Genomic DNA, 14,351 nt, shown 5'->3' on the forward strand with positions numbered 1-14,351 from the left:
AGCTCGCCCGCGCCGGGCAGCCTCACGATCCGCACGCTCGCGAAGGTGTCGCCGGGGTCCTCGCACAGGTGGATCATCCCCGGCACGGGCACGCCGGTGTCCGCGAGCGCCCTCATCACGCGGTATTCGCGCTCGATGAGGTGCGCGGAAGGCAGTAGCTCACCCGGCGGCTTCTTCCTCAGGACGAAGTACCGGCCGCCCGCTTCGAGCCGATAGGTAGGGTTCGACTGCCCGCCCTGGTACTGGAGCACCGTCACCCCGCCCCCGAACTCGCGCAGCCCGCAAGCGCACAGGTAGTCCGCGAGCCGCCGCTCGTCGAAGCCATGAGTCGCCGTGACGGCTCCCAGCGTGGCCAACCGGTGTCTCCGTTTGCAGGGGACCGTTCAGAAGATGATGCTCACCGCACCGTGCCAGGCGAGGTCTTCCAGATCGAGCACCGCCCGGCGGTACGCGATTCTCAAGTCCCCGCCGTTCCTCCTGAGGATGTACTCGATGCTGCCGACGTAAGGTGCTCCGTCACCGCTGCGAAACCGGTAGACGAGGACGTTCGCCCGGACCCGGAGCTCTCCGGCGCCGGCTTCTTCAACCCGCACGTTCGAAACGAACCGGCGCGTCCGCGACCGCGGCGACTCACGGTGCGAATGTCGGCTGTTCAGCCGTGCCACCCGGGCGCGCAGACGAATGATGTCGTCGTCGATGAACACCAGATCGCGTGCGGGATCCCCCTCCGGCAGATCCGTGGAGGGGACGACGTACCGGGCATCGTCGGTAAACAGAGCGACCCACTCGTCCAATCGCCATTCGTCCAGAAGCGCCGCTTCCCTGAACAGGAACGCCTCCACCTGATTCCGCAGGCTACCGGTCCTGGACATTGGTCCTGCTCAGGCCCTGCATGTGGGCGTGCCATTGCCGCCAGAATCCGCGCATCTGGAGTTCGTCCGACGTGCCCGGCGAGGGGTTCAGCATGCCCCTGGAGATATCGGACCATTCGGCCTCGGTGGCGCGGTACCCGGCCTGGCACGATTCGAGGACCTCCACGTCGTCGGGCGTGGCAAAGCCGCCCGGTCCGAGGAACGTCAGGTAACTGTCGAGTCGGGTGGCCAGCGCGGGACCCGACTCCTCCCTGGGCACGAGATGCCAGGCCGTGACCTCCATTCTGTCGGGCGCCACGGGTTCGATGTACCGGATGCTGATGGCCACGAAGTCCATGATGAGCAGGTTCGGATAGACGAGCAGGTTTCGCGACGTGTCGGCCATCCGGTACGTGCGCTCTTCTCCGTGTTTCTCCACCAGGCGCCGGCGCACCCGCGCGATGCGCTCCCTGGCCTCCTCGCCGAATACGGGGTGCCAGCGAGCGATGGGACGGCCGTTCCGGGAAATGTTCTCCGACACGCAGTGGCCGCCGCCCAGGGCCTTCGCCGCACCGGGAGGACGGGCGGACACCGTATCTCCGCTGTCGTCCGTGCCGAAACCGGCGATGTAATCCACGTAGGTCCGATGGGTGGGGACCAGGTGATATCCGTCGAGGCTGTTTTCGGCCAGCAGCTTCCAGTTGGCCTTGATTGTGTACTTGTTGGAACCGGGAACGACCCGCATCCCCTCCTCGGCCTGATCGACGACCAGGTCAAGGTAGTCTCTGGCCCCCGCCAGGTAGGTGACGAGGTCTTCGGCCTGCGGGTTGAAGCTCACGAAAAGGAAGCCCCGGTAGCTGTCGAATCTGGGCGGTGACTTCAGGCAGAACTCCGTCCGGTCGAAGTGGGGACCGTAGGCATCTTCCCCGGGGACGCCGATCAGATCGCCGTCCGTGCTGAAAGACCAGGCGTGATAGAAGCACTGCAGGACTCCGGCGTTCCCGGCGTCGCGCCGGCAGATCATGGCGCCGCGGTGCGGGCACGAATTGAGGAACACCCGTATTCGATCGTCTTTGCCGCGGATAAAGAACAGCGGGCGGCCGGCTACCGTGCGGCGGCGGTAGTCCCCGGGGGCCTCCACTTCCGATTCGTGCCCCAGGTAGATCCAGCAGTGATCGAGAATCCGTCCCCGTTCTTGGCGGAACAGATCGACGGACGTCATGCACGACCGGTGGACCCTGAAAACCCCGCGGTCCCGGTCGTCGACGATCAGGTCCTTGATGTCCACCGACGGTTGGCTAGCGGGGACGCCTCGCTAGCGGGGACGCCCCGTCGTCCAGTCCCACGCGTGGACATGGCACTCGGCGAACACGTTCGCCCTGGCGAAGGGACTGTCGGCCAGGAATGCGCTCGCAGCCTCGACCGAGGGAGCCTCCATCACGATCAGCCGCCCGACGATGCTCTCGCCATCGTCTCCGAGCGTCGGCCCGCCGTGGTGGACGACGACATCCGGGTGGGCCGGATGACTGCGGAGATACTCCATGAACGACGCGCGCATCTCGTCCCGCGCTTGCGCCGCCCCGGACTTATCGGTGATGAATGCAGCGACGTACATTGACGCACCTCTCTGGACTGTGCCCATCACGGATGGTATTCGACCGCCTCACGACCTCAAGCTGCGGTCCCGGTTGGGGTTCACGCAACGCTCGTAGAGTGGCGACCCCTACTGGCCGCGGAGGGCGTCGATGCGGCGCGCGACGCCCTCTTCGTAGCCGGATTCGACGAAGCCCCCGCGCTTGAACTGAATGAACCCCGCCCGGTCCACGTAGAAAGTCGTCGGGTAGCCGAGGATCTCGTAGTCGAGGGCGAGGCCCTGTTCGTCGAACAGGACCGGGAACGTGAAGCCGCCCTCCTCGATCTGCGCGGCGACCTCTTCCCGCGGAGACCCCGCCGTGGCGACGGTGAGGAAGACCACATCCTCCGCGTCCTCGTACGTCTTCAGGAGTTCGACGAAGTGCGGAAACTCCTCGATGCACGGACCGCACCACGTGGCCCAGAATTTGAGCACGACGATCTTCCCCTCGAGGTCGCTCAGCCGCCACTCGAAACCGTTCTGGTCCGCGATCGCGAACTCCGGCGCCTCGCGCTCGATGCGCTGGCCGAGTTCCCGGCGTTCCAACTCCTCCTCCACGACGGGTTGCCGCATCGCGAGCCGCTCCTCGACCGTCTCGGGGGATAGTTCGGCCGCCTCGGCCGCTTCGTCCGCGAGCGCGCGGAACGCGGATCCACCGAACGCGACCGCCTCCACGAAGGCATCCAGAGCCTCCGCGGGCCGGTCTGTGAGGAGGAGGTGACGCCCATACGCGCCCAGCGTGGTCGCGTTCCGTGACTCGTTCGCCACCTGCTCCAACAACTCGCCGGCCGCCTCGATTTCCCCGAGTTGCGTGAGCGCGCGAGCCTGGAGGATGCGGGCGCCAGTGATCGCGGACTGCCGCGACCTCTCCCGCTCGTCGCCCTGAAGACCGGGGTACAGGTATCCGGGACTGTGGGCGCGGAGGTTTTTTTCGATCGCGCGCGCCTCCTCGAGCACGGCCTGCGGCTCGATCCCGAAGTAGAGCAGACCACGAAGCGTCGAGAACACGCTCTCTCGCCAGCGGACCGCGTCCATCGAGGCATCGAACAGCTGCCCGGCCGCTTCCGGTTCGAGCGGCGCGTGCGGTGGTTCGGCCGCGACGGCTGCCGCCCCCCACACGGTCCTGCTGCTCGGCGCATCGCCCGTGATTGAAGCAAGCGCCTGCTGCGTCACGATCGTGTGGTTGCGGTTCACCCACGCGCCGCGGCTTCCGAGATCCCTTGACTTCAGCCCTTCGGCAACGAGGCGCGACGGCTCGGCCGCGTCGCCTTCCTCGGCATCGCCGTAGAGGGCCTCCTGGAAATCGAACACCAGATCCCAGTACCGCGGGTCGTCCGCCAGGTCGCCGCGATCAGGCGCGGCTTCGAGACGCTCGAGCCAGCGGTCCGCGTCGTCTTCCCGCCGCAGCATGCCGAAGTCATACCCCGCCGCGAGCCGGTACAGCACCGGCGCCGCGACATCCGGATCGCCTTCGATCTCGGCGGCGAGCGCGTCGAGCACGACTCCGATCGAATCCCTCACGGCCTGACCTCGGTCCCCCTCCTCCTGATCCGCCCGCGCGACGCGGAGCGCTCCCACGGCGTGGAGGAGGATCGGGTCGTCCGACCGCATGGCCCGCAGCTCGGCGAGGATCGCGCCGTACGCGTCGAGCTGTCCGAGATCCGCCGCCGCCTCCTGCCCCTCGTCGTAGATGACGGGACGATCCGGCGCGTGGCGGAGCGCTTCCGGGAGGACCTGCAGGATCTTCTCCGCGTACCTCCGATCCGTCTCGAAGATGCCGGCCCAGCGAAGGTCGTGGATGTACCCCTCCCAGGCGGCCGAATCGCCGGGTTCGAGTTCGAGCACGCGTTCCCACGCCCGCGCGGCTTGTGCGTGCAGGCTGAAGTAACTGGCCAGCTTCGCGTACTGCCGGTGGGCCTCCGCGTGGTCCGGAGCCTTCGTACGCGCCGAGTCGTAGCGCGCCATGGCCTGTTCCAGCCGGATCGCCTCGACGTCCGCGGCCGCGTCCGCCATCAGGTCGGAGTGCGGGCGCGCATCGCCGCACCCTGCCGCGAGAACCGCAAGGCCCGCCAAACCAGCGAGACCGGCCCGGGAGGGCGTCATGGAGAGTGTCATGTGTCCCTCGAATGTCCCTGGAAGCCGCTCGAAGCATGGGTTGCGCGCAATCGCGACCCGCGCGCATCCCCCGCCGCCGACACGGCGCCGCCGACACAACGCCGCCGACGCACTGTCGACACCGAATCCTCGGACGATGGTTGTCAGCGACCCGTCCGTGCCGGAAGGTAGGTTGCGGGAAGTCGCCCAAACAACGCGCACGGAGGCTTGAATGCCCTCTCCCGTGATCATCGGCGTCGTGGTCGTCTATCTCCTCTTCCTCCTCGTCATCGGGGTGTGGGGCGGGAAGGAATCGCACGACGTGAAGGGCTACTACGCCGCGGGCAAGAAACTCCCGTCGTGGGTCCTCGCCTTCTCCTCCAACGCGACGGGAGAGAGCGCCTGGCTTCTCCTCGGGCTCACGGGGATCGGGTACGCCCTCGGCATGCACGCGCTGTGGGTCGTCCTCGGCGAGGTACTCGGCGTCGCGCTCGCCTGGGCCTTCGTGGCGCGACCCTTCAAGGCGTTTACCGACCGCTACGGTTCGATCACCGTCCCCGACTACCTCGAGGACCGCTTCCGGGACAAGACGCACAGCTTCCGCATCGTCGGGGCCGTCATCGTCCTCTCGATGGTCGCCTTCTACGTGGGGGCGCAGCTCACGGCGACCGGCAAGGCGTTCGACTCCTTCCTCGGCACCGGCTACGGCGTGGGGGTCGGGCTCGGCCTCGCCGTGGTCCTCTTCTACACCGTCGTGGGCGGATTCAAGGCGGTGGCGTATTCGGACTTCGCCCAGGGCGTGCTCATGTTCGCGTGCCTCCTCGTCCTGCCGTTCGTCGGCATCGGCGCGGTGGGAGGCTGGGGTGCGCTCATGGACGGGCTGCGCGCGGCCGAGCCTCTCGCCGTGTTCGAGGGGCTGCAGGCGTCCGGCCCGGACCTCCTGCGGCTCGGAGGCGGGCTTGGCATCACCCCGCTCGGGATCGCGAGCGCGGCCGGGTTCGTGGGCGTCGGACTCGCGTTCCTCGGCGCCCCGCAACTCCTGGCGCGTTTCCTCGCGGCGCGCGACCAGCGCGAGATCCGGAAGGCGGGGCCGATCGCCGTCGGCTGCATCATCGTGTTCGACCTGGGGGCCGTGTTCACCGGGATGGCCGCCCGCGTCCTCTACCCGGCCCTCGCCGACCCCGAGACGGCGCTCCCCGCCATGGCCGCGGGCCTCCTGCCCGACCTGTTCACGGGCCTCGTCCTCATCATCGTCCTCGCCGCCATCATGTCGACCGCCGATTCCCTGCTGATCCTCGCCTCCTCCGCGGCGGTGCGGGACGTCTACCAGAAGATCTTCCGCCCCGACGCCCGGCAGCGGGCGCTCTCCGTGCTGGGCAAGGCGGTGACGGTCGTGCTCGGCGTGACCGGGCTCCTGCTCGCGCTCACCGCCGAGCGGGCGATCTTCTGGTTCGTCCTCTTCGCCTGGTCCGGCCTCGCGGCGGCGTTCGCCCCGGTCGTGCTGTGCTCGCTCTTCTGGGCCCGAACCACGCGAGCCGGCGCGCTCGCCGGCATGATCGCCGGTTTCCTCGTGACGATGCTGTGGGTCGTCCTCTTCAAGGCGGGCTTCTACGACCTGTACGAGATGCTCCCGGGCTTCGCGGCGGGGTTCGCCGTCACCATCGGCGTGAGCTTGTTCACGCAGCCGCCGGAGGGCGCGGTCGAGGAGCTGGCCGCCATCCGCGAGGAGATCAGATAGGGTTCCGGATTCAACCTTCGGCTTCGGAGGCAAGCATGTACGACAGCGTTCGCCCGCCGGTCATCTCGCCCCTGGAGCGTGTCCGAGCGTCGTTCCTCGCGCTCTCGGTCCTGGCCTCGCTGTCGTTGGCCGCGATGCCGGCGGGGCTCGGAGCCCAGGACCACGTCTCGCTCCTGCCGCCCATGGAGTGGCGCTCGATCGGACCGGACCGGGGCGGACGCTCCATCGCCGTGGCGGGCCACGCCGAACGACCGTTCGAGTACTACTTCGGCGCGACGGGCGGAGGGCTGTTCAAGACGACGGATGGCGGGACGACATGGACCCCGGTGACCGACGGGCAGGTGGGCAGCGCCTCTGTCGGGGCGGTCGCGATGGCCCCCTCCGACCCGGACATCGTCTACATCGGCATGGGCGAGGTGCAGCTCCGCGCCAACGTCCTCCAGGGCGACGGCGTCTACCGCTCTGACGATGCCGGGAAGACGTGGCGCCACCTCGGCCTCGCCGACACGCACGCGATCGGGCGCATCCGCATCCACCCCACCGACCCGGACCGCGCCTACGTGGCGGCGCTCGGCCATCCCTTCGGTCCCAACCCGGAGCGCGGCGTCTTCCGGACGGCCGATGGGGGAGACACGTGGGAGAAGGTGCTCTTCCGCGACGAGCGCACGGGAGCCGTCGACCTCGTCCTGGATCCGAGCGATCCGGACGTCCTGTACGCGACGCTGTGGCAGGTGTACCGCAAGCCGTGGCGCCTGTGGAGCGGCGGCGAAGGGTCGGGGATCTTCAAGTCCACCGACGGGGGCGACACGTGGACCGAACTCACGCGCAACCCGGGCCTTCCGGACGGCGTGCTCGGCAAGATCACGATTGCCGTGTCCGGCGCGGATCCGGACCGGGTATGGGCGAACCTCGAGGCCGAGCGCGGCGGGCTGTACCGCTCCGACGACGGGGGCCTGACGTGGACATTCGTCAACGGCCACCGGGACATCTGGCAGCGCGCGTTCTACTTCCAGCGCCTGGTCGCGGACCCCGTCGACCGGAACACGCTCTACATCCTCAACTTCCGGCTCATGCGCTCGACCGACGGCGGACGGACGCTCGAGAGCGTGCCGGAGACTCACGTCGACCACCACGACCTGTGGATCGATCCGACGAACCCGCTGCGCATGATCGACGGCAACGACGGAGGTGGCGTCGTCACGGTGAACGGGGGGCGGACGTGGACGTCGATGCGGTATCCGACCGCCCAGATCTACCGCCTCGCGACGACCGCCGACTTCCCCTACCACGTGTGCGGCGCGCAGCAGGACAACACCACCGTGTGCGTGTCCTCCGAGTGGGCGCACCTGCGGGATCCCGCGAGCCCAAGCGCGGAGTGGATGTACCCGGTGGGCGGAGGCGAGAGCGGCTACATCGCGCCGCACCCCGCCGACCCCGACATCTTCTACGCGGGCGCGACGAACACGCTCACCCGGTACGACCGCGAGACCGGCGCCGCTACGGACATCCAGCCGTGGCCCCGCATCGTCATGGGCGAGCCCGCGCGGGACATGCCCGAGCGGTGGAACTGGACCTATCCGATCGCCGTGTCACCCCTGGCGCCCCACGCGCTGTACGTCGGATCCCAACACCTCTGGAGGTCGCTCGATGAGGGTGAGTCGTGGGCGAAGATCAGCCCGGATCTGACGCGCGCCGAGCCGGAAACGCTCGACGACTCCGGTGGCCCGGTCGTCAAGGATCAGGACGGGCCCGAGATCTACGGCACGCTCTACTCGATCGGGCTTTCGCCGCACGATCCGGAGACGATCTGGACCGGATCCGACGACGGTCTCGTGCACGTATCGCGCGATGGCGGCGGCAACTGGCGGGACGTCACGCCGCCCGACATGCCCCCGCACACGCGCGTCATGACCGTGGAGGTTTCTCCGCACGATCCCGCGAGCGCGCACGTGGCCGGGATCCGGTACGAGATGGACGACCGGTCGCCGTACGCGTGGAGGACGGACGACTACGGAGCAAGTTGGAAACGGATCGTCGATGGCATCCCCGAGGGCGCCTTCGTGCGCGTGATCCGGGAGGATCCGGCGCGCGACGGCCTCCTCTACGCGGGCACCGAGCACGGCGTCTTCGTTTCCTTCAACGGCGGCTCGAGGTGGAGCGACCTGTCGTTCCGGCTCCCGGATACGCCCGTCACGGGCATCTCGGTCGAGGCGCGCGACCTCGTGATCAGCACGCACGGCCGCTCCTTCTGGGTCCTCGACGACATCGAAACGCTGCGGCAGCTACGGGCGGATGTCGCGACCGCCGACGTACACCTCTTCTCCCCGGCCGACGCGGTTCGGAGATCGATCCCCGCGACGATCGACTTCCGCGTGAGCGCGTCGGAGGTCCACGTGCGACTCGACATCCTGACGGACGACCGCGAACCCGTCCGCACCCTCGTCGACGGAACGGCGCGCGGGGGCACCCATCGGATCCGCTGGGACCTCCGCTACCCGGGCGCGGTGACGTTCCCGGGGATCGTCCTCGAGGGCGGCAACCCCGCCTTGGGCCCGTGGGCGCCGCCGGGGCGCTACCTGGCACAGTTGACGGTCGACGGAACCACGCGCGAGGAGGCCTTCGAGGTGCGCCGCGACCCGAGACTCGGAGACGTGCCCGCCGCCGCCTTCACCGATCAGTTCCGCCTCGCCATGGCGATCCGCGACGCCGAGAGCCGGGCCAACGAGAGCGTCATCCTGGCGCGCGATCTCCTCGCCCGGATCGACGCGACCACCGCGGACATCGAGGACGACGCCCTCCGGGACGAGGCATCCCGCTTCGCGGCGGGGATCGAGGCGGTCGCGGGAGAACTCTACCAGCTCCGGAACCAGAGCCCGAAGGACAAGATCGCCTTCCCCATCAAGCTCAACGACCGCCTGACCGGCCTGCGCAGCCACCTGGAGCGGGGAGACGGCACCCCGACCGACGCATACGAGGCGGTCTTCAACGAGCTGTCCGCGGAGCTGGACGAACACCTGCGGACCCTGGAACGGATGCTCACGGGCGACCTGTCCCGCCTGAACCGGCGCCTCGGGGAAGCGGGTCTTCCGCAACTGGAGATCAGGCCGCCGCGCGACTGATCGAAGACTTGCCATCCGTATGGCGTCATGCGACACTTTACGGAATACGGTTCGAAGATTCACCTCCGGAGGACGTCATCCAGTGACCCGGCCGCCCCCCCCTCACCCGGGGGAATTCGTCAGGACCGAGATCATCGAGCCGCGCGACCTGACTGTGGTCGAGGCGGCAGCGGTGCTCGGTGTCTCGCGGCCCGCGTTGTCGGCCTTCCTGAATGGCCGCTCCGATCTCTCCGCAACGATGGCGCTGCGCATCGAGCAGGCGTTCGGGGTCAACGTGGAGCAGCTGATGCGGATGCAGGCGGACTACGACAGCGCCCGGATTCGGAGACGGGAGGACGAAATCCGCCTCAGGCGGCACGGAGTGCGGGCGGTGCGGGAAAGGTCGGCGCCCTGCGAAGCCCTTCGCGTCGACGACACATTGATGCGCCGCCTGCGAGAAGAGGCCGAGCGGCGGCGGACGACCGTGTCCGAACTCCTGGAGGCGGGGCTGAGGCGCGTGCTGGCCGACCCGGCAGCGGCCAACGCCGGTTCCGAGGCTCTGAAGCCCCTTCCAACCTGGCGTGGTGGCGAACCTCTGGTCGACATCGCCGATCGGGACGCGCTCTACCGCGTGATGGAAGAGGAGTGAGACGCTGGTCTTCGACACCAATGTGCTTGTGTACGCCGCGAGCAGGAACTCGAAATTCCACCTCCCCTGCCGGCAGCAGTTGGACGAAGCGCGTCGCGGGCCTTCACCGTCCTTCCTCACGTGGAGCGTCTGTTACGAGTTCCTGCGCGTGACCACGCACCCGCAGGTGATGCCGTCACCGTGGCGAACTGGGGAGGCCTGGCGCTTTCTCTCGGAGCTCCTCAACTCGCCGGGCGTCGACCTGTTGACCGCGACGCCGCGTCACGCGGCGGTCCTCGCCCGGACGGTCGAGGAGCTTCCGGAAATCCGCGCGAACCAGATGCACGATGTGCACACGGCCGTCCTGATGCGCGAGCACGGCGTCAGCCGCATATGCACGCGCGATGCGGGTTTTCGCCGCTTTCCGTTCCTTACGGTGATCGATCCGGCGGCGTAAACCCCGAGAGAAGCTGCGCGCCGGAGCCGACCCCTATACGCGGGCGGCGATCACTCCGAGGAGGCGGTCGACGTCGTCGCGGTTGTTGAACATGGCGACGGCGGCGCGGAGGAGTTCCCCTCCCTCCTGAAACGTGAAGAACACGCCTTCCCCGCGCAGGGCGTCGCCGAGCTCGTCCGGATCCATCCCGTGGTAGAAGCTCACGATGGCCGAGGGATTCGCGGGCGGCGTGAACAGCTTCATGCCGAGGTCCGCGGCGCCCTCGCGGAGCTGGCCCGCGAGCGCGTGCGTGTGCTCGGCGATCGGCTCCAGCCCCACCTCGCCCAGGAAGCCGAGGGCGGCGTCCATGGCCGCGATCGGGCCGTAGGCGGGGTTCGCGTACTCATACTTCTGCGCGTCCGTCTTCAGCCGGTACTGGTGCTCCGGGAGCGTCTCGGCCACGTGCCCGTGCCCGAAGCGGTCGGGCTGCATCCACTCGTGGTGCTCCCGCCGCACGTACAGCGGCGCGCAGCCGAAGTCGGCGAAGAGCCACTTGTAGCCGTTGCCGCAGGCGAAGTCGACGCCCTCGTCGTGGAGGTTGGTCGGGAAGGTGCCGAACGCCTGGATCCCGTCGGCGAACAGGTAGCCGCCACGGGCGTGCGCGATCTCGGCCAGCGTCGACAGGTCGTGCCGGAACCCGTTCCGGTTCGAGACCCACGCCACGCTGATGAGGCGCGTGCGGTCGTCGGTGTAGGCGTCGTAGTCCTCGGGTTGGGCGCGCCCCTCGCGCGAGGGGATGATCCGGAGTTCGACTCCGTGGCGCCGCTCGAGTTCGCGGTACACGACGAAGGCGGTGACGAAGTGGAGTTCGTCGATGACCACGTTGTCGCCCGGCTGCCAGTCGATCGCCTTCGCCACCATGTTCTCGCCGTCGCTGGTCGAGAACAGGAGCGCGATCTCGTCTTCGTCCGCCCCGAACAGGCTCGCGAAGCGGCTGCGGGCGCGGGCCGTGGCCCGTCCGCGGCTCCCCGGATCGTTGTAGCTCAGCTTCTCGTCCGCGTACGCGACGAGCGCCTCGTGCACCGGACGCGGAAGCGGCCCCGTGGACGCCGTGTTCAGGTACGCGAACTCCTCGGTGACCGGAAACTGGCCCCGGATCCCCAGCGGATCGTCGTCCGAGCGTGGACGCGAGTCGAGGACCGGCCCGGCGCCGTCACCGCCTTCAGGCGCCCCAACGGTGTGCGCGAGAGCCGGCGCGGCCGGGAGCGCGAGCCCCGCGGCGGCGGCCGTCCTGACGAAGTTGCGGCGGCTCCACTCGGTCATCCGTCCCTCCTGATCCCTCTCGTGCGCGGTCTGTCGCAGACCTCGAATACGACCCTCCGAACGTACGTCCACAACCCGTTCGCAGGACAGCGACGCACCGCGACGCGTTCCCGCGGGAACGCGTGCCAACCCGCAGCCGTGGGGTGAGCCGTGGACCGGGACCCTCGGCCGTGCTTAGTGTCGTGGACCGTCTCATCTCTCCATGAATCGAAACGGGAGCCGGACCATGTCGAAGCTCATCGTCGCCGCCGTCGCGGCGGGTGTCCTCTGGAGCGCGGCGCCGGGCGACCGCCCAGACAACCCGCCGGCCACCTACATCTCCGCGGCCGACATCCTCGCCGCGATCGCGAACGCGCCGGAGGGCCGGGTCAGCGACCAGCAGATCCGGCACATCGACGCGGGCGGACACAACGCCGGCGTCGGCGTCGTCCAGCGCCCGCCGACCACGTCGCTCGGGGCGATCCAGCACCACAAGCAGACCGAGGTCTACTACGTCGTCTCGGGCCGCGGCACGCTCGTGACCGGTGGCGACCTGTCGAACGCGCGGGAACTGGACCCGGAGGGACAGACCGTGCGGACGCTCACCGGCCCCAGCGCCGTAGGCGGGATCGTGGGCGGGGAGAGCCAGGAGATCGGACCCGGCGACATGCTCATCATCCCGGCGGGATCCCCGCACGGCTTCAGCGAGATCACCGAGACGATCACCTACATCGTCGTGCGCGTGGACCCCGAACAACTCGTCGAGCTAAAGTAGGAGACGCCAACCGATCCACCGTCGGAGGAACACCGGAATGAGCGACTTCACGCGGCGTGACTTCATGGCAATCTCCGGCCTCGCGGCGGGCGGCGCGGCGCTGGCGGGCTGCGGCCCGGGAGGCGCCGGGGACTCCCCAGGCGGATCCCGCGCCGGCGCCGCGACGGGCGGGCACGCGGACCTCGTCGTCCGCGACGCGACCGTCTACACCGTCGATGACGGCCTGCCGCGCGCCGAGGCGTTCGCCGTCAAGAGCGGGCGCTTCCTCGCCGTGGGCTCGAGCGACGACGTCTCCAACCTCATCGGCCCGGGAACCGACGTCATCGACGCCGCCGGCCACACCGTCGTCCCCGGCTTCATCGACGCGCACAACCATCCCTTCTACTCCGGCACGAAGCACCTCAAGCAGGTGAGCCTCGACGTGCGCTCGATCGAGGGCATCAAGAGCGCGCTCGGCGAACGGGCCCAGAACACGCCGCCCGGCCAGTGGGTGCAGGGTTTCCTCTACGACGACACGAAGCTCGCGGACGGGCGCCCGCTGACCCGCGCGGACCTCGACGACGCGGTCCCGGACCACCCCGTCTCCGTCACCCACCGCGGCGGCCACACCGGCGTCTACAACTCCCGGGCGTTCGAACTCGCCGGGATCACCGCCGACACGCCGGACCCCCCCGGTGGCAAGTACTACAGGGAGAACGGCGAACTCACCGGGCGCGTGGCCGAACACGCCAAGGACCCGCTCGAGAGCCTCATCCCCGCCGGGACGACGCGCGCCGAGCGGCAGGAGAGCATCCGCCTCATCGGCGAACGCATGGCGGCGGCCGGCCTCACCTCCGTCCACGAGACCGGCGCCGGCAATGATCTCGTGAGCTATCAGGACGCCTACGAGGCGGGCGAACTCCACTTCCGCGCCTACGTCTTCCCCAACGCCGGCGACGCTTCCTTCCTCTTCGCTTCCCTCAAGGCTGCGGGTATCCGGACCGGCTTCGGGGACGAGTGGGTGAGAGTCGGCGGGATCAAGTACGTGGCGGACGGCTCCGCCTCCGAGCGCACGATGGCCATGTCCACGCCCTACGTCGGACGCCCGGACGACTTCGGCATCCTCACGATGGATCAGGAGGGGATCCACCACGCGGTGGACGACGCGGTCCGGAACGGGTGGCAGATCGGCATCCACGCGAACGGCGACCTCGCGACCGACATGTGCCTCACCGCCTTCGAGCGCGCGCAGCGCGAGATGCCGCAGGCCGACCCCCGCTTCCGCCTCGAGCACTGCTCGCTCGTCAACGACGATCTCCTGCGCAGGATCCGGGACGTGGGCGCGATCCCGACGCCCTTCTACACCTACGTCCACTTCCATGGCAACAAGTGGGGCGAGTACGGGGCGGAGAAGATGGAGTGGATGTTCGCACACCGCCGGTTCATCGACTACGGGATTCCCGTGGCGGGCGCCTCCGACTATCCGCCGGGGCCGTTCGAGACGCTGATGGGCATCCAGAGCATGGTCACGCGCACGGACATGCAGGGGCGCGAGTGGGGCCCGAGCCAGAAGATCACGGTCGAGGAGGCGCTCCGCGTGTGCACGATCAACGGAGCCCACGCCGCGTTCGAGGAAGGGATCAAGGGATCGATCACCGCGGGCAAGTTGGCGGACTTCGTGATTCTTGCGGAGGACCCGCATACGGCCGACCCCTTCGCGATCAAGGAGATCGAGATTCTGCGCACCGTCGTCGGCGGGCGCGCCACGTACGAAGCCTGAGGAGGTGCGGGCGTGCGGCGCGAGCGTGCGGCGCGCC

At 68.9% G+C, this 14,351-nt stretch carries 11 protein-coding genes and 1 pseudogene; 6 read left to right on the forward strand and 6 right to left on the reverse strand.

The genetic code is table 11. The features are described from left to right. The 5 genes from OXN85_09785 to OXN85_09805 all read right to left on the reverse strand — a co-directional run. The coding region (locus OXN85_09785; protein MCY3600245.1) for a phosphotransferase at positions 1-356 on the reverse strand (356 nt) is incomplete at its 3' end. 27 nt (positions 357-383) lie between these two features. Next, complete coding sequence (locus OXN85_09790) at positions 384-872, reverse strand: aromatic-ring-hydroxylating dioxygenase subunit beta (protein MCY3600246.1); 489 nt, start codon at positions 870-872, stop codon at positions 384-386. Beyond that, the gene (locus OXN85_09795; protein MCY3600247.1) at positions 856-2,139 is read right to left on the reverse strand and encodes an aromatic ring-hydroxylating dioxygenase subunit alpha; all 1,284 of its coding nucleotides are present in this window, start codon (positions 2,137-2,139) and stop codon (positions 856-858) included. The genes OXN85_09790 and OXN85_09795 overlap by 17 nt, the downstream gene beginning before the upstream one ends. A 27-nt stretch (positions 2,140-2,166) precedes the next feature. Then, positions 2,167-2,466, reverse strand: a complete 300-nt coding sequence (locus tag OXN85_09800; protein ID MCY3600248.1) for a YciI family protein — start codon at positions 2,464-2,466, stop codon at positions 2,167-2,169. Positions 2,467-2,574: 108 nt separating this feature from the next. Next, the gene (locus OXN85_09805; protein MCY3600249.1) at positions 2,575-4,599 is read right to left on the reverse strand and encodes a TlpA disulfide reductase family protein; all 2,025 of its coding nucleotides are present in this window, start codon (positions 4,597-4,599) and stop codon (positions 2,575-2,577) included. A 211-nt stretch (positions 4,600-4,810) separates the two neighbouring features. Between OXN85_09805 and OXN85_09810 the strand changes: the two genes are divergently transcribed. The 4 genes and pseudogenes from OXN85_09810 (at position 4,811) to OXN85_09825 (ending at position 10,499) form a co-directional block, all read left to right on the forward strand. Further along, the gene (locus OXN85_09810) at positions 4,811-6,316 is read left to right on the forward strand and encodes a sodium/proline symporter (GenBank protein ID MCY3600250.1); all 1,506 of its coding nucleotides are present in this window, start codon (positions 4,811-4,813) and stop codon (positions 6,314-6,316) included. Positions 6,317-6,351: 35 nt separating this feature from the next. Beyond that, complete coding sequence (locus OXN85_09815; GenBank protein ID MCY3600251.1) at positions 6,352-9,435, forward strand: glycosyl hydrolase; 3,084 nt, start codon at positions 6,352-6,354, stop codon at positions 9,433-9,435. Positions 9,436-9,517: 82 nt separating this feature from the next. Beyond that, positions 9,518-9,784, forward strand: a pseudogene (locus tag OXN85_09820) (HigA family addiction module antitoxin). 283 nt (positions 9,785-10,067) lie between these two features. Continuing rightward, positions 10,068-10,499, forward strand: coding sequence for a PIN domain-containing protein (locus tag OXN85_09825; GenBank protein MCY3600252.1), 432 nt, complete (start codon positions 10,068-10,070; stop codon positions 10,497-10,499). 33 nt (positions 10,500-10,532) lie between these two features. Here the strand turns inward: OXN85_09825 and OXN85_09830 are convergent, their stop codons facing one another. Continuing rightward, positions 10,533-11,801, reverse strand: a complete 1,269-nt coding sequence (locus OXN85_09830; GenBank protein ID MCY3600253.1) for an aminotransferase class V-fold PLP-dependent enzyme — start codon at positions 11,799-11,801, stop codon at positions 10,533-10,535. A gap of 226 nt (positions 11,802-12,027) precedes the next feature. Between OXN85_09830 and OXN85_09835 the strand changes: the two genes are divergently transcribed. Both OXN85_09835 and OXN85_09840 read left to right on the forward strand, forming a co-directional pair. Continuing rightward, positions 12,028-12,555: a hypothetical protein gene (locus OXN85_09835; protein ID MCY3600254.1), complete on the forward strand. Its 528-nt coding sequence runs from the start codon at positions 12,028-12,030 to the stop codon at positions 12,553-12,555. Positions 12,556-12,592: 37 nt separating this feature from the next. Beyond that, the gene (locus OXN85_09840) at positions 12,593-14,314 is read left to right on the forward strand and encodes an amidohydrolase (protein MCY3600255.1); all 1,722 of its coding nucleotides are present in this window, start codon (positions 12,593-12,595) and stop codon (positions 14,312-14,314) included. Positions 14,315-14,351 lie beyond the last annotated feature (37 nt).

Source organism: Candidatus Palauibacter australiensis, assembly GCA_026705295.1.
In the GTDB taxonomy this organism is placed as follows: Bacteria; Gemmatimonadota; Gemmatimonadetes; order Palauibacterales; family Palauibacteraceae; genus Palauibacter; species Palauibacter australiensis.